This is a genomic window from Campylobacter showae, from assembly GCF_900573985.1.
Lineage (GTDB): Bacteria > Campylobacterota > Campylobacteria > Campylobacterales > Campylobacteraceae > Campylobacter_A > Campylobacter_A showae_E.
In genome coordinates, this window is the sequence record NZ_UWOK01000001.1 from 780,303 (window position 1) to 797,825 (window position 17,523).

Sequence of the window (17,523 nt, forward strand, 5' to 3'; positions counted from 1 at the left end):
ATACCCCTTGCGCTAAAATCACGCAAAAAAAGGATGAAAATGTGCTGTTTTGCAACGCGCGTATTTTTGCTCATTAGCGCGACCGTTTTGAGCTTTGTCTTGCACGGATTTTTCCCGCAAATTCCAGTCGTCGCGTTTTATTTTTTACTGGCAAATTTGATCTCGCTTACGATATTTTTGCTATTTTTCGCGGGCAAACTGCCAAGCTTCGTTAAGCCCGCGGCGGTACACTATTTTAGCTTTATCGGCGGCTTTGCTGCGGGACTTGCGGTGACATTATTTAAACGCGAAAAAGCGGAAACTAAATTTGTCAGAACCGAGCTTTTTATCTTTGCTTTTTGGCTAGTTTTAGCTTGCTTTTTAGTGCTAAATTTTAGCTGGGTTTCGGCAAATTTGGCTCAAATTTTTAGCGCTTAGGGCGGACGAAATGAATGAGAAAATTTTAAAATTTATCCGCAAAATGCACCTGCTTAGCCTTGCTGTTTTAGATGATGGCAAGCCCTACTGCGCGAGCTGCTTTTACGCCTTTGACGAGGAAAATTTAGCTTTTGTCGTAGCAGGCGGTGAGCAGAGCGCTCACGTGAAGGCGTTTTTAGCTGAGCCTGACGTGGCCGGCACTGTCGCGCTTGATACCAAAATAGTCGGCAAGATAGAGGGCGTGCAGTTTCGCGCCCTAGCCGCCCCTGCAACCGCGCAGCAAAGCAAAATCTACTTCGCGCGCTTTCCTTACGCTTTGGCGATGAACCCGAGCCTTTATGCTTTGAGCCTAGGCTGGGTTAAATTTACGCATAATGCGTTGGGGTTTGGGAAGAAACTCGTCTGGCAGAGAGAACAAATTTAATAAAACGGCTTGTCTCGCGAGCGCTTTTCCGAGATTTTGCAAAGTTTTCGCTCCGCAGGCTATATGCCTAGCGCACGCTCAATTTTGCTTCAAAACTCGAAAAATCATCTCACGATACTTCGCCTTTATTTCTAACAATCAAATTTAAGGTCAAATTTACAAAATCATGTGTCAAATGCGAAAACAAAATTTAGCACCGTCAAGGTACAGGTCTCGGCTACTCAAATTTGAACGTAAAGAGTTAAGGTGAAGTATCGTGAGACGGATTTAAGGGTTGCGACGTAAAAATTTAGCGAAGATAAGACATATAGTCTATCGAGCTAAATTTTTACTAGCTCCGTTAAAGACGCTCGCGAGACAAGCCGCAAATTACTCGACGTTGCCAAATATGTCGAGGCTTTTATCATATTCTTTTGTTTCCACCCCAAAAAACCCCAGCAGCGAACTAAAAACATTATCGTGCGAGACGGCGTCGTCTTTTTGGGCGCGCAGACGAGCTAGCGTCGCTTCATCGCTTGCGTACGCCATCATAGGGATGTGCTTTTGCGCCTCGGGCGCGATGGCGTAGGGCATACCGTGCAAGTAGATGCCGTTTTCGCCCAGGCTTTCGCCGTGGTCCGAGAAGTACCAAACCGCGCTTTTATCGCCGCCCGCGTCCTTGACCGCCTTGATGACCTCGCCAATAAAAAAATCCGTAAAAAGCAGCGTGTTGTCGTAGGTGTTTACGATGCTATCGCTATCGCAGGAGCTAAGCTCGCTCGTGTCGCAAGTAGGGGTAAATTTGCGAAATTCGCTCGGATAGCGGGCGTGATATGCCGGGCCGTGCGAGCCTTGCAAATGTAGGACGATGATCTCGTTTTGCGCGAGATTTGTGAGGCGTTTTTTGAGGGAGAGCAGCATATTCGTATCGTATCCCGCGTCAAAATACTCGACGTCGCCCGCGTCCAAGCGGTCGCAAACGCCCTTACATTTGCCCGAGTTGTTGCCCAGCCACACGACCTTGACGCCCGCGCGTTTTAGGATATCAAGCGCGTTTTCGCTAAATTCTTTGCTACTGTACTCGCTTCTCGTGGATTTTGAAAACAAGCACGGCAGCGAGACGGCTGTAGCCGTTCCGCACGAGCGAGCATCGCTAAAATAGACTAAATTGGGCTCATTTTTCGTGTAAAAATTCGTGTCGTTTTTAGCGTATCCGCCGAGCGAATAGTTTTTCGCGCGGGCCGTTTCGCCCACGATCAGCACCATCAACCGTCGCTCGCGGCTCGGCTTCATCGTGGCGTCCATGCCGATTTGTTTAAATTCGGGCTTGAAAAACTCGAGTTTTACGTACTTTTGAGTCGAATATATCGGATAAAACGGCAGGTTGTAGGCTCTGATGAAGCTATTTTCGCGAAAAAACGGAATGATAGACTTGGTCTGCGGTAAAAACAGAGCCGCCGCGAGAGCTAAAAATCCGAAAAATGCGGCAAATTTGACCTTTAGATGCCGCCTTGCGCCGCCGTACTCGATCCTCGCAAATGCGACCAAAAGGCAGGGCAAAACGCCCAAAAACAGCATGTAGCAAACGAGCTTTGGATTTAAAAAGCTTAACACTTCGCCCGCGTCCGTTTGCGCGACGTTTCTTATCATTTCGCTATCGATTATAATACCGTAGCTTTGCATGAAGTAGCTACTACCGCACGTGATCGCAATCGCCGCGATACTAACGGGCTTGGCTAGATAGGGCAAAAAAACTACTGAAAAGAGCGCGCAAAGCAGAGAAAAATATATAACCGGCAGGCTTGCGGCCGTCAGCGGATGAGCTTCAAAGCTAAGCCTTGAATAAATAAAATTAAACAGCCCAAAATTTAGCGCGGCGATAAAAACGGCGTTTAAAAGCGTAAATTTAAACCAAGAAATACGTAGCTTCATAGTTTTCCTAAACTGATAATAAGAGTGAAACTTTATCCAAAAAAAGCTTAAAGCTTTAGTCATTCGGCGCGATTTTGGCGCAAGACGGTTAAATTCGCCCGGTTTGCTCTCTTGCTGGTTTTACAAACGGCGGCGCGTTTGTGCGGTTTTTCGGTTAAATTTAGCCGTATTTTTTATAAATTTTACGCGCCCGGCTAGCCAAACGACGGATTTTTGGGGTTTGGCGGCGTAGCTTGCTTTTTAAGCCGCCAATCAAATTCGGCGCAAATTTAAGGCCCGACTAGCGCAAAGTCGCTACTATTTTTGCCGTCAAATTTCACCCTGCTCTTAAAAAATTAGCGAAAAAATAGCCCACGCCCAAGTTATCGCAGCCGTACCGATAGAGAGGCAAACGGCGGCGGAGGCGCAGTCTTTGGCGATTTTAGCTAGCGGATGAAAGCCGGGCGAAACGAGATCGACTACCGCTTCGACCGCGGTATTTAGGCACTCGCAGACTAAAACGAGGCCGAAAACGGCGATCAGCAGCGCGTGCTGTGCGGCGGAAACGGGTAAAAATAGCGAAACTAGCGCGAGCGGGAGGATAATGCAAAGCTCAAAGCGAAATGCAGCCTCGTTTTTTAGCATCGCGGCAAGTCCCTCGAATGCAAATTTGGAGTTTTTGAAAAAGTTGTATTTTGGTTTCATATTTTGCCTTTAAATTTGCGCAATGATAGCGTAAATTTGCTTTATAAGGCGATTTTGCGGACGGCGAGGTTGTTTAAAATAAACTAAAAGGCGACCGAATTTACCGCTCAAATTTGATCAAATCCAGCCTGCGTAAATTTACTCCTCGGAAATCCTTGAAGTCCTATAAAGCAGCGCAAATGCTGCCGCACCGATAATCGCAAAGCTCGCAACCATAGGCGTTAGCGTGACCCGAAACATCTGTCCGATCGCAACTCCGATAGGAAGCGAGATAAGAGTCGAAGCCGAGCCGATCAGCGCAGCCGCCATGCCCGCGATCTTGCCCATCGGCTCCATCGCCATCGCGTTTAGGTTGCCAAAAAGTATGCTCACGCAAAAAAAGCTACTCATGCAAAACGCCATAAAAGCCCACAGCGGCGGCACCCCGTCATACGCGACGACGACGGGCAAAAACGCGACCGCGATAACGCAAAACGCCCCCATAGCGCGCATGCTGAGGTAGCGCATGCCGTAGATCATCACGAGCTTTGCGTTTATCATCGACGCGGCGCCTAGAGCTAGGGCGTTTATAGCAAAGTAGATAGGAAACTCGTCGCCCAGCTTATAACTCACCTCGAAAATCTGCTGAGCGGTGCTGATATAGCTCAAAAACATCCCGAAAATCAGCCCCAAAATGATCGTATAGCCTGCGGTTCGTTTATTTTTCACGACCTGCGCGGCTTCGCTTTTTATCAAATTTAGGCTAAATTTATTGCGATTTTGCGCCGGCAGAGTCTCGCTCTGGCGCAGTCCAAACCACGCTAGGCAAGCAAGCCCCATAAAAGTAAGCATCAAAAATATGCTGCGCCAACTATAAATTTTAAAAATAAAGCCGCCGATAATCGGGGCGAGTGCGGGCACGATGATGAAAACGGCCGCGATAAAGCTCATCACGCGAGCCATCGCGCGTCCTTCGTAAAGATCGCGGATAAGCGCCATCGCGATGATCCTAGGGCCCGCAGCGCCTAGTCCCTGGAAAAACCTGCTCGCTAAAAGCGCGGTAAAATCGCTCGTGACGACCGAGATAAAGGAGCTTGCCGTAAATATCGCAAGCGCTAGCAGCACGGCGTTTCGTCGCCCGATAAAGTCGCTAAGCGGTCCGTAAAATATCTGACCGACGGCAAAGCCTGCAAACATCGAGGATATGACTAGCTGGGTTTGGTTTATCTGCGTCACGCCAAGATCTAGACCTATCTGCATGAGTGCGGGTAGCATCGCGTCTGTGCTCATGGCTCCAAGCGAGGTTAAAAGCGCCATGAGAGCGATAAATTCTACGAAAGGCAAGGTTTTGGGGATAAATTTCATCTTAAATTCCGCTTTTGGATTTGGGATCGATTGTATAAAAAATAAGCTTAAATTTTTGAGGTTTGTTTGGGTAGAAATTGGCGCCAAATTAAATTTGATCTATCTAAAAAACTCGGGGTCAAATTTGGAGAGCAAATTTAAGTCCGTACGAGCAAATTTAGCTAAATTTAACGCTTTGATGAGTAGTGGTTTAAAAATTTGAGATCTACTGCGAAGTATTTAAAAATAAAACATGATGAGCTGGTTGCTTTTGGATTTTATTGAAATGCTTTAGATTGTAAAAAACAAGGGATGGTGGTTAGAGGCAGAATCGAACTGCCGACACGCAGATTTTCAGTCTGCTGCTCTACCGACTGAGCTATCCAACCACGCCGTTAAAAAGAAATGTGATTTTAGCCACTTGATACTTAAATTTTGGTTAAATACGTAAAATTCGGCTCTTTTTTAAAGTATAAAATTCGCTTCAAAGACAGTCGCCTAAATTTAGCGAGGTTTTACGGCGCGAATATCGCATTAAATTTGCAAATTTAAGATCTCTTTTTTAAATTCATCTCCGCGCTCTACATAGCTGCTAAACTGATCTAGACTCGCTGCAGCAGGGCTTAAAAGGGCTATCTCGTCCAAATTTTTACTGTTTGCGTCGACTTTCGCAACTTCGTCAAATTTGAAATTTTTATCTATCTCGCCGACTGCGACGCTTAAAAACTCGCATTTTACGGCTGGGATTTTAAACTCGCCAGCAAGCTTCATTAGCTTATCTGTATTTGAGCCGATAGCGTAAATTTGCGCCTTGGCGCCGCACAAGGCCTCAAAAAGCGGCCGCATATCTACGCCCTTATCGTCGCCGCCTAAAATCAAATGCAAAAATTTGCCCTCATATCGCTTGACAGCTTGGATGCTCGCATCGATGTTAGTCGCTTTCGTGTCGTTTACCCACGTTCTGCCGCGCGCATCGTGAAACTCCTCGAGCTTGTTGCCCTCGATGACAAAGCCGTTTAGTAGCTGTACGTCGCATCTATCGAGCAAAATTTTCTGGATAGCAAGAGCTAAAAGCGTGTCCATTAAAAACGGCGTTTTAAAGGCGATATCGCTTAAATTTACCCCGCAAAACTCGGCCAAATCTGCCTCGTTTTCATAGCTTATCACCTTCGCTTTAGTCGGCGTCTGGGCGTAAATTTTAGGCAGGATTGCGACCGCGCTTTCGCTCATCGTCGCTAGCGGCTTTAGCTTGGCGCGCTCATACTGGACAAAGTCACCGTGCCAACTGAGGTGATCGGGCGTGATAGGCAAAAGCGCGTAGATGCCGGGCGACGCGGCGTTTGTGTAGTGCATCGTAAAGGAACTGGTCTCGAGCACCCAAATTTTGGCGTTTACGTCAAGGTCTGCGAGCGGAACGCCGACGTTGCCGCCCATTACCGAGCCGTAGCGCGCCAGCAAGTGCTGCGTCATCTTCGTCGTCGTGGTTTTGCCGTTCGTGCCGCTAATCCAGACGCTAAAGGGTATTTTGTCGCCGTAAATTTTATAAAAATAGTCGTATTCGCTGATGAGATTTTGCGCGTTTTTAACTAGCTCGTGGCTCGGCGGGAAACCGGGGCTCGGGATCTCGAGGCCGCTTTTTTTTGGTACGAAAAGATTTGGCGGCAGTAGCGTGTTACCCCATTCGTCGCTTGAGATCTCGCTAAATTTATCGTCGTAGATGTCCCAGCCGCCCTCTTTGCCGAAGTTTTTCGCGATCGCGCGGGTCGTGCCGCCGTAGCCAAATAGCGATTTTCTCATTTTCTCCCCTTTGCCCCTAAAATTTGCGTTATCTTGTCCGTGTCCAGATTAGCTTTTTCGCCATTTTGCTCGCGTTAAATTTACCTGATTTTTAGCGCGGTCATGGCGATCAAATTTGCCAAAACGGCGATGAGCCAAAATCTCACGATGATCTTATTTTCTACCCAGCCTTTTATTTCAAAATGATGATGTATCGGCGCCATGAGAAAAATTCTCTTTTTAAAAATTTTAAAGCTTCCTACTTGTAAAATCACGCTTAGGGTCTCCATCACGAACACGAAGCCGATGATGATGAGCAGGATTTCGTTTTTCGTCATCACGCCCATAAGTCCGATATATGCGCCTACGCTTAAGCTCCCGCTATCGCCCATGAAAACCTCGGCCGGATGGCAGTTAAACCACAAAAATCCCATCAGCGAGCCGATCAGCGCAGCAGCCACGACGACCGTTTCGCCCACGCCCGCGATCTTGGGCAAAAGCAGATACGAGCTAAATACCGCGTGTCCGCAGATGTAGGCAAATACGCCCAGAGTCAGCAGCGAAAACACCGCAGGTACCGTAGCTAGACCGTCTAGGCCGTCGGTTAAATTTACCGCATTTGAGGCGGCGACGATAACGAGCGTCCAAAAAGCCACCGCAAAAACGCCTAGATCAAGCACCGAAAATTTGTAAAACGGTAGGTAAAATTTACTGCCTAGCTCGCCGTGTAAATAGAGCATCGTCGAAACGGCGAAGGCGATCAAAATTTGCGCCGCAAGCTTGGCTCTAGGGCTTAGTCCGTCGTGGTTTTTGCCGCCTGAAATTTTGCGAAAATCATCTTTAAACCCAAGTGCGGTAAAGCCCGCTAGACAGATCAGCGAGGCAAGGACGAAGACGTTGTCAAGGCGCGCGCAAATCACGCTCGCCCCAAGTGCGGCACCGATAAAGACAAGCCCGCCCATCGTCGGCGTTTTGGCCTTTTTTTGGTGCGTTTGCGGAGCCAGCTCATAGATGGGCTGGGCGGCGTTTTTGGCCTTTGCCCACGCGATAAATTTAGGCAGCGCCCAAACGGTCAAGCAAAATGCGATAAAAAACGAAAATCCCGCGCGAACGGTGATGTATTGAAAGATATTAAAATTTAAGAATTCATAAATATAGTAAAACATAAAGACCTTTATTTTAAAAAAAACTAATTTTAGTATAATGCCGTTAAAAAATATCTAAATTTAAGGCAAAAATTTAAAAATGGCACAAAAAACTATTTTGGTGATCACAGACGGCATCGGATATAATGAAAGTAGCGAATTTAACGCATTTGCGGCGGCAAAAAAGCCCACATACGACTGGTTGTTTAAAAACGTTCCAAACGCGCTCATAAAAACCTCAGGCCTAGCAGTTGGCTTACCTGACGGACAGATGGGAAACAGCGAGGTCGGGCATATGTGTATTGGCAGCGGGCGGGTTTTGTATCAAAATTTGGTAAAAATTTCGCTCGGTTTTGAAAACGGCTCGCTAGCCAAAAGCGAAAAGCTTTTAAATTTATTTAAAACTTGCAAACGAGTTCACGTCGTCGGGCTTTATTCAGACGGCGGCGTGCACTCGCACATGAGCCACTTTGACGCGATGTGCGCCCTTGCGGTCGCAAACGGCTGCGAGGTATGCGCTCACGCGATAACCGACGGTCGCGACGTGGGCCCAAAAAGCGGGCTGGCGTTCATAAAATCTCTGCAAGAAAAGGCGCAAAGCGTAGGCTTTAGGCTAGCTAGCGTTAGCGGTAGATTTTACGCGATGGACCGCGACAAGCGCTGGGAGCGCGTAAAAACGGCCTACGACGCGATGACGCGCGGGGAAAACGGGCAAACCGTATTGCCGCTAGAATACGTCATGCAAAGCTACGAGGCGGGCGTGACGGACGAGTTTATCGTGCCGGCTAGCTTTGGCGGGTTTGAGGGGATAGGCGAAAACGACGGCGTGATATTTATAAACTTTAGAAACGACCGCGTGCGCGAGATCGCGGCGGCTTTGGGCGATGAAAATTTTAGCGAATTCGTGCGTCCGTTCGTCGTCAAAAATCTACTCACGATGACCGAATACGACGCAAATTTCGCCTTTCCCGTATTATTTGAAAACGAAAAGCTAAAAAATACCCTTGCCGAGGTCGTCGCAAACGCAGGTTTAACGCAGTTGCACACTGCCGAGACCGAGAAATACGCTCACGTGACGTTTTTCTTTAACGGCGGCGTCGAGGAGCTCGCCCAAAACGAAACGAGGGTGCTGGTGCCAAGCCCTAAAGTCAAAACCTACGACGAAAAGCCCGAAATGAGTGCGCAGGCCGTGTGCGAGGCGGTGCTAAAAGGGATGGAGGACGGACAGGATCTGATCGTAGTAAATTTCGCAAACGGCGATATGGTCGGGCATACGGGCGAATTTAGCGCGGCGGTGAAAGCGGTCGAGGCCGTGGATGCGGCGCTAGGACGCATCGTGGCAAAGGCCGGGGAGAAAAACTACGCGCTAATCATCACGAGCGACCACGGCAACTGCGAGCAGATGAAGGACGCGCAGGGCAATTTGCTAACCAACCACACGACTTTTGACGTATTTTGCTTCGTGATGGGCGAGGGCGTAAGGGTTGTAAAACCAGGCGGTCTAAACAATATCGCTGCGAGCGTTTTGGCGCTAATGGGTATCGAAAAACCGGCCGAGATGGACGAGGCGCTGTTTTAATCCGGTTTATTTTTCTTATTCCAAATAAGCTCACTTTGAGCTATTCTTGATTTTAAGCCAAGTTTTTAAAATATCCTTTATAAACTTGGTTAACTTTTAAAATGCCTTTATGTTTTTAATTTTTCTTAAATCTCGATGTTTATATGAAGTTTATTTTGCAGTTTAGAGGACTAGTTGCTATGCTTTTATTTTGCGACTTATATATCAAAGCATCTAGGTTTATGCAAAACATATCGCAATTAATGATACTGTGAGCGGATGCTTAGCGTCTTTATTGATTATACAATTTATTGATCCTATACTAAACAAAGATAAATTTGAGTTAAATTCTAGTAAAATACATAGCTAAATTTTATTATAAAATTTGGACGTTTTTTAGTCCTATTTTTGCGCTAAAATAACATAAAAATTTATCAAAGGAGTAAGTATGCAGATTAAAGAAATTTGCGACAAATACGGTATAGATGGCGTATATGAGCGTTTTGCTTCATCTTGCGAGGATAAGATTGAAGTCGGATTTTTAGGCGAGTTTTCAAGCGGTAAGTCAAGCTTGTTAAATTCCCTTTTAGGACAAGATCTGCTAGCGACAGCTAGCAAGCCGACGACTAAAACCGTTGTTAGCGTAGGTTTTGGCGAGGAGGAGAAGTTTTTTAAGATCGAGGGCGGCTGCGACGAGCAGATTAGCAAGGATGAATTTATCGCGCTTCAAACCCAGAGCGCAGAGTCTCGTCTAAAAGCTCAAATTCCCGTGGGGGGGGGGACGCTAATAGCCTAAATTTCACCTACATAGATACTCCCGGCGTTTCAAGTCTTGATAAACTTGATTTTGATATCACGTTTGGTTATTTACCTCGCCTTGAGTGCGCTATCGTTTGCCAAGATATCAATCAAGGTTCGCTAACGCAGTCTATCTTAAATTTTATCTCGCAAAATCCGGAAATCCTACCTCACGTCATCTTTGCTATCACCAAAAGCGACTCCAAGTCCGCATACGCAGCGCAAAGGATAAAAGAAGCCGTTTTAAATCAGCTTAGCGAGCTTTTGGGCGATGCTGATATGCAAGATATCGGAAAGAGGATAGTTTTTACCGACGCTAAAAGCCAAAATTTGGAGTTAAAAGAGCTGATAGACGAGAGATTTTATAAAAATTTCGAGACGCTAAAATCGGTAAAAGTAGCCAAGCACGAGTTAAAGACCAAAAAAGAGCTTCTAAAGATACTAAAAGACAGACTTGAAAATACGAGCTTTAGTATCGCCGAGCTAGATGCTAAGGCTGCCGATATAAACGCCAAAATCGCAAAGCTAAAAGAAGATATAAACAAACAAAAGTTAAATTTAAACGATTATGTAAAAAACCTCGAGATAAAGATAAAAAACGCTGCCGTAAGAAGCGCCGATATGTTAAAGGCAGGCGATGCGAGCGGGTTTAGCGAGGAGATAATAAGCATAGTAGAAAGCAACGTTAGCGAGTACTTTAGCGGTCGGCTCCACGTCGATGACGGTCTTATCGATATATCGCATATATCAGAGCTAATAGAAAAGATAAATTTTAGAAAGCAGATTTTGGATATATTGCCGAGTATATCGGGCGGTATAAGCTCCATGCTGGATAAAGTCGATAACTACCTGATTGCAGTGCCAAAGCTAATGATAATCACCAAAACAGTTAAATGGGGACTAAGAGGTATTACGATATTTGGCGATACGGTGTCTGATTTTTTCACCGGCAGGAGCTATAAAAATGCCGTAGACGATATCGCAAATCTCATCGCCGCCGCTACGAAAAAGTACATAGAGGACTTTGCTAACGAGCAAATATTTGCTCCGCTTGAGATAAGCCTAAACGACGAGCTAGATAGCGCAAACGACGTGCTACGCCTAAAAAAGGAAAACATCGACTCTGTAAATGCGCTAAAAGAACAGCTAAGAAACGATATCTGGGATCTTGAGCTTGAGGTTACGGGAAGATGACCCAGCAGTATACTTTTGTTATCTTAGCCATTGCTATCATTGCTGTATTTTTTGTATTTTTGTTTGTCAAATTTAAAAAAAGAAGCGAAACAATTTTTAGCAATAAAGCCTGCTTGACTTTATCAGATAAGTTTATGAACTTTTATAGCGTACTAAAATCGTTTGGTCTTAATGAAAGTGAAGTGGCAAAATCGCTTTTGCTACAAGGGGAAAGAATTTCTTTTCTTAGGGATTTAGAGGTGCAGACGCAGAATTTGGAATATGTGCCTAAGGTTGCCGTTATAGGTTGTTTTAGTGCAGGAAAGTCGAGTTTTATAAATTCTATCGTCGAGCATAAAATATGTCCGATAGATAGCCGGCCCACGACTGCATCCATTACTAGATTTACTTACGGTAAAAAACTAAAGATAACCGAAGTTACTCAAGAACTCGAAAAAGAGTTGAGCTTAGAGGAATATCAAGATATCTGCCGTCATCCTAGAGACCGCCAAAGGATAGGCGAGCAAAGGTCGGAGTTTTTATGTGAAGTACCTTACAAAAAGCTTTTTGGAATAGAGATATACGACTCGCCGGGCTATGATAATCCTATGGATGACGGGCAAGATAGACAGATTGCGTCAAATATCGCTAAAAATAGCGATATCATAATCGTCGTAATAGATATCAACGGCGGTACGGCAACCGACAGTCTTTTGCAAGAAATAAAGAAAATCAAAGAGGCTAATCCGAATTTAATATGTTTCGTCGTGGTAAATAGGGCGGATCAAAAACCGCCTTCTTCTATCGAAAAAGTTAAAAAGGCCGTTTTAGAACTAGGGCTAGCTAAAGATATTTTTGCTTATGCTAGTCTTGACGACAAAAGTCTAGAGCCTGATATGGTAAAACTAAAAAATAAGTCCAAAAAAGCGATATTTAATGCTATAGATGGCGTAAAGGAGCAAATTTACTTTCATAGAAAAGTAGGTATCTTTAAAAAAATAGACGACATTCTAGCGGATTTTTTACTTAGTCTAAACCAAACCAAAAAAGCTATCGAAGAACTGTTTGAAGACGATGGAAAATTTTGGTTGAGCGACAAAGGCTGGAGTAATTTGTCTACAGTGGTTGACAATGCTATGGAACAAATAAGCTCAAATTTACTTTACCGAAAGAACAAAAATAATGCCAAAAACGACAAAAGGGATTTTTGGGACACCATTACTTTTTCATACTATTACGACTATTATTTTTTTATAAATCCCGATACGGCAAAAGACGAAATGCTAAATCTAAAAAGTCATATTCTTAAAAATATAAATAGTAATACTAAGAATACAAGAGGTCTTGATGAACATATAATAAAGGTGCTTGAGGAATTTGCCGAAAGGATATCTCATATAAGCCTCAACCCATACTCAGGCATCCATGAGGACGAGTATCTCAATTGTTATTCTAAGGCTATAAGCGAAGCTTCTTTAAAGACTGCTACTTATAAAAACGAGCTAAGGATAGCAATAGAAAAAGCCTTGGATGAGTGCGGAGAAGAGCTAAGAAGACACAGCATAAACCGAACCTACGAGAAACACATTGAGGATATAAAGGATTTTTGCTCGTATATAAGCAAAACTAAAGAGCAAGCAGATAATAAGGCTCAAAAATTTAAACAAAAAGGACAAAAAATACAAAACATGAATTTAAAGGAGAAAGTATGAGTTTAGAGTCAAACGATTTTTACTATGTAGCAGAAGAGTTGTTGGAGTATTTTTCGTTTTTAAAGGTATTGGAGGATGACTATGCGCTTAGTTGCGAGGATGAGTTTATGTACGAAGTTGCACCTTTACGCGAAGAAACAAAGATGTTTATATTATCTTGCGGCTCTGCGGGGATTTTAAATGCAGATAAAGAGATAAAACAAAAATTTCTTGACGATGTAGCTAAGCTAAGAGGCAAAATTTTAGAGCTTTTAAGCAAGGCTAAGCTGATAGTTGGCGGATATGTAAGCTTTACTCCGCAAGTGAAAGTCAGAAATTTCGACTCCATACAAAGGGCGTTTGAGGCTATGGCAAGGCTTGTTAGCTCGCAAATTTTGTTCGAGAAAGACGAGAGCTTTAACGACGAGCAAGGAGAAGTTCTTGCGTGCCGTATAGATGAGGATGTATTTAGAAAAGAATTTTTTGCAGATGGATTTTTGGGTGTGGTACAAAGGCAAATTTTGTTTAACCATGGCAAAAAATACGATGAAATTTTTACTCTCTTGCTCGGTAAAAATTTAAACGCATTTGTTTTGACTTTATTGCAGGATAATTTTTTCGGCCATATTCGCAAAAATAACGAAGACTCGGACGACAACAAGGCCAAAGCCGAGCAAAGAGTTTATGAATATATAAGCGGAGGATATGACTACCTAAAAAGCTTACTCGAAGAGACGACGGGCGAATACAACAATATAGTCCTAAATATCATAAAGTCCGAAAACGACGAAAACAACAAATACCTAATTGACAAAATAGACGACGTAATCGATGTTTTAAATAAAAAGGAGAGTAAATGCTAGAAAATTTTAATGCTAAAAAACAAAAACTGCTAGATGCCTACGCTAGGCTAGCTAAAAGCGGTTTGGTCTTTAGCGACGGCGTGGATGAAAATACGCTAAAGGATAGAGCAAGCAAGCTAGAAAACGAGGAATTTATCCTAGCGATCGCAGGCCAGATGAAGGCGGGCAAATCAACGCTTTTAAACGCATTGGTATTTGGCGGCGAGCCTATCTTGCCCGCAGACGATACTCCTTTGACGGCGAAGATAACCGAGATCCGATATGCAAAGCAACCAAAGCTAAAGGCTAATTTTTATTCAAAAGACGAATGGGAAACGCTAAAAACGTATAAAGACGAAAACGGACGAGAGTTTTTTAAAAACGATATAGTGCCTACGATAAAAGATAAAAGCGTAGAGGCAAGAGTCCTTGGAACAAGCAAAGAGGACAAGATAGAAAATCTAGGCGAGTACGTAGCAAACAAGGGGCTTTATACGCCGTTTGTAAAAACCGTGGAGATATATCACCCAAGCGAAATTTTACGCCAACTGATAGTAGTCGATACTCCCGGCACTAACGACTCGAATAAATTTCGCTCACAAGTAACCCTGGACTGGATAGGTAGGTGCGACGCGGCTATATACGCGAGCTATGCAGGAAGGATGCTTGACGAAAATGACTATAAATTTATCACAAACTATCTGCTGCATCTAGCATCGTCAAAGCGCATCATCGCGGTAAATAAAATCGATACCGCAAATAGCGAAGAGGAAGTAAAAAGCGATCTAGAACGCATCAAACAAGACGATAAATTTAAAGATACTATCTTTAACGACAAGAGTAAATTCGTCCTAACCGCCGCGCTGGCCGACGTCATAAAATTTAAAGAAAAAATCGGCAAGCTAGACGAGGATGATGAATTTTACAAGAAAAAGCTAGTCAAAAAAGGCTTTTACGAAGATAGCCGCGTAGAAGAGCTAAGGGAGCTAGTAGCTAAAAAGCTCGTAGAAAATAAAGGAGACGATCTTATAGCTTCGCATACGGACTTTATCATGCAAACCTTTGAAAGAAAGAAAAGAGAGATAGACGATAGACGCGCGAGCCTGCAAAACGCGCTAAACGTAAGCGTAAAGTCAAACGAGGAAATAGAAGCGTCGATAAAGAAAATAGAGGCAAATATAGAAAAAATCTACCGATGTCAAGACGAGCTGGCCAATAAATTTGATGAACGCATAGCATATATCCAAGACGAAATAGAAGATGCGACGAAAGATAAATTTGAAAAAGTACGGAAATTTCTCATAGATAAATTACATTCCTATGGCAGTATCAACGACATAAGATACCAAATAGCGTGGGATGTCAAAAATGCGCTTGAAGATAACGCTATCTTTAAAGAGATAGCTAAAGTCGCCAGAGAAAGTTTGGAAAAAAATATCGAGGCTTTTAAATACGAAGTTATAGCTAAATTTGGAGAAATTACGGGCTTTGACCAAACTCTCATCGAAAATCGCGTAAATCACAAAACTTTTACTGGCGTAAAAGATATGCAAGACCAAGTAAGCGCGCTAGCTATCAGTAACCGCACGGTAGAAAATGCTCTAAGTGATAGTACATGGTTTTGGGAAAGATGGCTTGATACGCAAAAAGGCCAAAAAAACTACAAGGCAAAGCTAAGTGGTGCGATACAAGATAATCTAGCGCAAATCCAAAACATAGTCAAAGACAAGATAAAAAACGTCGTATCCCAAAATGCCGACGAGTTTATAAACGGTATAAAAATGGCTATGCGCGAGTGTGAGGAAGAGAATAGAAAGCTATACGAGGAAATAAGCGTCAAAGGGCGGCTAAAATCAACCGAAATAGCCGCATTAAAAGAACGTATCAAAGATATCAAACTCGAGCTAGAAGGGCTTGATAAATTTAAAAACGAAATAGAAATGGAGATAAAATAATGGAGGAAAGTATGTTAAGTATAGGAAAAATTGCGGCGGTAATTGTAGTGGGCGCGATAGCTTTTTTGGTTGGCAACGCCATAAAGACAAAGAGAGGGCAAGATAAAAAGCCAGATAAAACAGCCGAGAAAACAACTCAAAAAAGTTCAAATTTAAGCGAACTGGAAGCTAAATTTAAGCGCGACTACGTAAATCAAAAACTAAGCGAATACGCAGACGTAAGCGGCGTCGCGGACGAAATCGTAAAAAAGGTCTATCCAAGCTACAAAAAAGACCTAAACAACGCATCGATAAAATGGACTGAATTTAACGGTGCGATAAGCGAACTAGAGGAAAGATTAGCTAAATTTGACGGAGGCGGATCGACGCCTCAAAGAAGATTCGTAAATATGCTCTCAAGCGAGTGCACACCTGAGATAGAAGCATTAATCGCAAAAATCAAGGAGATAAAATGATAGCCCTAGCAATCATCAAAAACAGTAGCTTGTATGTTTATGACGAGAAAAATCGTCAGCTTTTTACCAGGCCGGCTAGCGGGCTTACGCTGCTCGGATTTACAGCATCAAACGTGAGCGTCGCAAGTAAAACGACTGCATATATCTATGACGAAAAAGGCAGGCAAATAAGCTCTCGGCCGCTTTGAATTTAGTTTTTTTGCGCACCGGTGAGTAAAATTTAGCCCTTTTTCGCTACAATTTGATTTTTATAAAAATAAAGGCTTGCGGAAATCCGTTATGCCAATTCAAGGAGAAAAAATGAAATTTAGCGGAAAAAACGTGCTAATCACCGGCGCAAGCCGCGGTATCGGCGCGCAGATAGCCAAAACTCTAGCACAAATGGGACTAAAAGTCTGGATAAACTACCGCTCAAAGCCTGAAATAGCCGATGCGTTGCAAGCTGAAATCGTAGCAAACGGCGGACAGGCTGCGGTGGTTAAATTTGACGCGACGGACGAGGATGAGTTTATAAAAGCGATAAATTTGATCGCAGATGCCGACGGCGAGCTAAGCTACCTCGTAAATAACGCCGGTATCACGAACGACAAGCTCGCGCTTCGTATGAAAACAGAGGATTTTACTAGCGTGATAGGCGCAAATTTGACCTCGGCCTTTATTGGATGCCGCGAGGCGCTAAAAGTAATGAGCAAAAAACGCTTCGGCGCCGTAGTAAACGTAGCCTCGATCGTAGGCGAGATGGGCAATGCAGGACAAGCTAACTACGCTGCGAGTAAGGGCGGAATGATCGCGATGAACAAAAGCTTCGCCAAAGAGGGCGCGGCGAGAAATATCCGCTTTAACTGCGTAACACCGGGCTTTATCGAGACTGATATGACGAGCGAGCTAAGCGACGAGATCAAAAAAACCTACAGCGACAACATCCCGCTAAAGCGATTCGGAAGCGCTAGCGAAGTGGCCGAAGCCGTGGCATTTTTGCTAAGCGATCACGCCAGCTACGTCACGGGCGAGACGTTAAAGATCAATGGCGGACTATATATGTAAGCGCGTAAATTTGCGTTTTTGCGAAAGTTTAAGCTAAAATATATTAAAATCACGAAATTTTTATTTTTAGGAGAAGAAAATGGCAATATTTGATGATGTAAGAGACGTAGTAGTCGAGCAACTAAGCGTGGCTCCGGATGCTGTAAAACTTGAGTCTAAGATTATCGAGGATTTGGGTGCGGACTCGCTTGACGTAGTTGAGCTAGTTATGGCTCTTGAGGAGAAATTTGAGGTAGAGATACCTGATAGCGACGCTGAAAAGCTGATCACTATAAACGACGTCGTAAGCTACATCGAGAAACTAAACAAATAAGTTTTTGCAAGGAG

Annotated in this window: 17 protein-coding genes and 1 tRNA gene; 12 read left to right on the top strand and 6 right to left on the bottom strand. The window is 43.9% G+C overall.

The window, feature by feature from the left end:
* Positions 1-39 precede the first annotated feature (39 nt).
* Complete coding sequence (locus EE116_RS03900; protein ID WP_122873318.1) at positions 40-417, top strand: hypothetical protein; 378 nt, start codon at positions 40-42, stop codon at positions 415-417.
* Positions 418-427: 10 nt separating this feature from the next.
* A complete protein-coding gene (locus EE116_RS03905; RefSeq protein ID WP_122873319.1) occupies positions 428-841 on the top strand; it encodes a pyridoxamine 5'-phosphate oxidase family protein in 414 nt (137 codons plus the stop codon).
* 369 nt (positions 842-1,210) lie between these two features.
* Here the strand turns inward: EE116_RS03905 and EE116_RS03910 are convergent, their stop codons facing one another.
* The 6 genes from EE116_RS03910 to mraY form a co-directional block, all read right to left on the bottom strand.
* Complete coding sequence (locus tag EE116_RS03910) at positions 1,211-2,752, bottom strand: phosphoethanolamine transferase (protein ID WP_122873320.1); 1,542 nt, start codon at positions 2,750-2,752, stop codon at positions 1,211-1,213.
* A gap of 327 nt (positions 2,753-3,079) precedes the next feature.
* Positions 3,080-3,436: a diacylglycerol kinase gene (locus EE116_RS03915; protein ID WP_122873321.1), complete on the bottom strand. Its 357-nt coding sequence runs from the start codon at positions 3,434-3,436 to the stop codon at positions 3,080-3,082.
* Between the two features lie 138 nt (positions 3,437-3,574).
* A complete protein-coding gene (locus tag EE116_RS03920) occupies positions 3,575-4,780 on the bottom strand; it encodes a multidrug effflux MFS transporter (RefSeq protein ID WP_122873322.1) in 1,206 nt (401 codons plus the stop codon).
* A 292-nt stretch (positions 4,781-5,072) separates the two neighbouring features.
* Positions 5,073-5,148: transfer RNA gene (locus EE116_RS03930), tRNA-Phe, on the bottom strand.
* Between the two features lie 145 nt (positions 5,149-5,293).
* Positions 5,294-6,556 carry a UDP-N-acetylmuramoyl-L-alanine--D-glutamate ligase gene (murD, locus tag EE116_RS03935; RefSeq protein ID WP_122873324.1) on the bottom strand — a complete coding sequence of 421 codons (1,263 nt, stop codon included), beginning with the start codon at positions 6,554-6,556 and terminating at the stop codon, positions 5,294-5,296.
* Between the two features lie 80 nt (positions 6,557-6,636).
* Complete coding sequence (mraY, locus tag EE116_RS03940) at positions 6,637-7,701, bottom strand: phospho-N-acetylmuramoyl-pentapeptide-transferase (RefSeq protein ID WP_122873325.1); 1,065 nt, start codon at positions 7,699-7,701, stop codon at positions 6,637-6,639.
* A gap of 79 nt (positions 7,702-7,780) precedes the next feature.
* Here mraY and gpmI point away from each other — a divergent pair, with 79 nt between their 5' ends.
* The 10 genes from gpmI to acpP all read left to right on the top strand — a co-directional run bounded on the left by gpmI (position 7,781) and on the right by acpP (position 17,509).
* Positions 7,781-9,259: a 2,3-bisphosphoglycerate-independent phosphoglycerate mutase gene (gpmI, locus tag EE116_RS03945; protein WP_122873326.1), complete on the top strand. Its 1,479-nt coding sequence runs from the start codon at positions 7,781-7,783 to the stop codon at positions 9,257-9,259.
* 427 nt (positions 9,260-9,686) lie between these two features.
* Positions 9,687-10,034, top strand: coding sequence for a dynamin family protein (locus EE116_RS03950; protein ID WP_122873327.1), 348 nt, complete (start codon positions 9,687-9,689; stop codon positions 10,032-10,034).
* A gap of 281 nt (positions 10,035-10,315) precedes the next feature.
* The gene (locus tag EE116_RS03955; RefSeq protein WP_163028025.1) at positions 10,316-11,230 is read left to right on the top strand and encodes a hypothetical protein; all 915 of its coding nucleotides are present in this window, start codon (positions 10,316-10,318) and stop codon (positions 11,228-11,230) included.
* A gap of 134 nt (positions 11,231-11,364) precedes the next feature.
* Positions 11,365-12,921 carry a dynamin family protein gene (locus tag EE116_RS03960; protein ID WP_163028026.1) on the top strand — a complete coding sequence of 519 codons (1,557 nt, stop codon included), beginning with the start codon at positions 11,365-11,367 and terminating at the stop codon, positions 12,919-12,921.
* Entirely contained in the window at positions 12,918-13,763 is an 846-nt protein-coding gene (locus EE116_RS03965; protein WP_122873330.1) for a hypothetical protein, read from the top strand. Before EE116_RS03960 ends, EE116_RS03965 begins: the two co-directional genes overlap by 4 nt.
* Positions 13,757-15,697 carry a dynamin family protein gene (locus EE116_RS03970; RefSeq protein ID WP_122873331.1) on the top strand — a complete coding sequence of 647 codons (1,941 nt, stop codon included), beginning with the start codon at positions 13,757-13,759 and terminating at the stop codon, positions 15,695-15,697. The genes EE116_RS03965 and EE116_RS03970 overlap by 7 nt, the downstream gene beginning before the upstream one ends.
* An 11-nt stretch (positions 15,698-15,708) precedes the next feature.
* Positions 15,709-16,152: a hypothetical protein gene (locus tag EE116_RS03975; protein WP_163028027.1), complete on the top strand. Its 444-nt coding sequence runs from the start codon at positions 15,709-15,711 to the stop codon at positions 16,150-16,152.
* Positions 16,149-16,340, top strand: coding sequence for a hypothetical protein (locus tag EE116_RS03980; RefSeq protein ID WP_122873333.1), 192 nt, complete (start codon positions 16,149-16,151; stop codon positions 16,338-16,340). The genes EE116_RS03975 and EE116_RS03980 overlap by 4 nt, the downstream gene beginning before the upstream one ends.
* A gap of 112 nt (positions 16,341-16,452) precedes the next feature.
* Positions 16,453-17,196, top strand: coding sequence for a 3-oxoacyl-ACP reductase FabG (gene fabG, locus EE116_RS03985; RefSeq protein WP_122873334.1), 744 nt, complete (start codon positions 16,453-16,455; stop codon positions 17,194-17,196).
* Positions 17,197-17,275: 79 nt separating this feature from the next.
* Positions 17,276-17,509, top strand: coding sequence for an acyl carrier protein (acpP, locus tag EE116_RS03990; RefSeq protein ID WP_002953553.1), 234 nt, complete (start codon positions 17,276-17,278; stop codon positions 17,507-17,509).
* Positions 17,510-17,523 lie beyond the last annotated feature (14 nt).

What these genes read in the sequence shown, in the direction of transcription:
- EE116_RS03900 (WP_122873318.1), top strand. Translation starts at nt 40, where the DNA reads ATGTGCTGTTTTGCAACGCGCGTATTTTTGCTCATTAGCGCGACCGTT.
- EE116_RS03905 (WP_122873319.1), top strand. Translation starts at nt 428, where the DNA reads ATGAATGAGAAAATTTTAAAATTTATCCGCAAAATGCACCTGCTTAGC.
- EE116_RS03910 (WP_122873320.1), bottom strand. Translation starts at nt 2,752, where the DNA reads ATGAAGCTACGTATTTCTTGGTTTAAATTTACGCTTTTAAACGCCGTT.
- EE116_RS03915 (WP_122873321.1), bottom strand. Translation starts at nt 3,436, where the DNA reads ATGAAACCAAAATACAACTTTTTCAAAAACTCCAAATTTGCATTCGAG.
- EE116_RS03920 (WP_122873322.1), bottom strand. Translation starts at nt 4,780, where the DNA reads ATGAAATTTATCCCCAAAACCTTGCCTTTCGTAGAATTTATCGCTCTC.
- murD (WP_122873324.1), bottom strand. Translation starts at nt 6,556, where the DNA reads ATGAGAAAATCGCTATTTGGCTACGGCGGCACGACCCGCGCGATCGCG.
- mraY (WP_122873325.1), bottom strand. Translation starts at nt 7,701, where the DNA reads ATGTTTTACTATATTTATGAATTCTTAAATTTTAATATCTTTCAATAC.
- gpmI (WP_122873326.1), top strand. Translation starts at nt 7,781, where the DNA reads ATGGCACAAAAAACTATTTTGGTGATCACAGACGGCATCGGATATAAT.
- EE116_RS03950 (WP_122873327.1), top strand. Translation starts at nt 9,687, where the DNA reads ATGCAGATTAAAGAAATTTGCGACAAATACGGTATAGATGGCGTATAT.
- EE116_RS03955 (WP_163028025.1), top strand. Translation starts at nt 10,316, where the DNA reads ATGCAAGATATCGGAAAGAGGATAGTTTTTACCGACGCTAAAAGCCAA.
- EE116_RS03960 (WP_163028026.1), top strand. Translation starts at nt 11,365, where the DNA reads ATGAACTTTTATAGCGTACTAAAATCGTTTGGTCTTAATGAAAGTGAA.
- EE116_RS03965 (WP_122873330.1), top strand. Translation starts at nt 12,918, where the DNA reads ATGAGTTTAGAGTCAAACGATTTTTACTATGTAGCAGAAGAGTTGTTG.
- EE116_RS03970 (WP_122873331.1), top strand. Translation starts at nt 13,757, where the DNA reads ATGCTAGAAAATTTTAATGCTAAAAAACAAAAACTGCTAGATGCCTAC.
- EE116_RS03975 (WP_163028027.1), top strand. Translation starts at nt 15,709, where the DNA reads ATGTTAAGTATAGGAAAAATTGCGGCGGTAATTGTAGTGGGCGCGATA.
- EE116_RS03980 (WP_122873333.1), top strand. Translation starts at nt 16,149, where the DNA reads ATGATAGCCCTAGCAATCATCAAAAACAGTAGCTTGTATGTTTATGAC.
- fabG (WP_122873334.1), top strand. Translation starts at nt 16,453, where the DNA reads ATGAAATTTAGCGGAAAAAACGTGCTAATCACCGGCGCAAGCCGCGGT.
- acpP (WP_002953553.1), top strand. Translation starts at nt 17,276, where the DNA reads ATGGCAATATTTGATGATGTAAGAGACGTAGTAGTCGAGCAACTAAGC.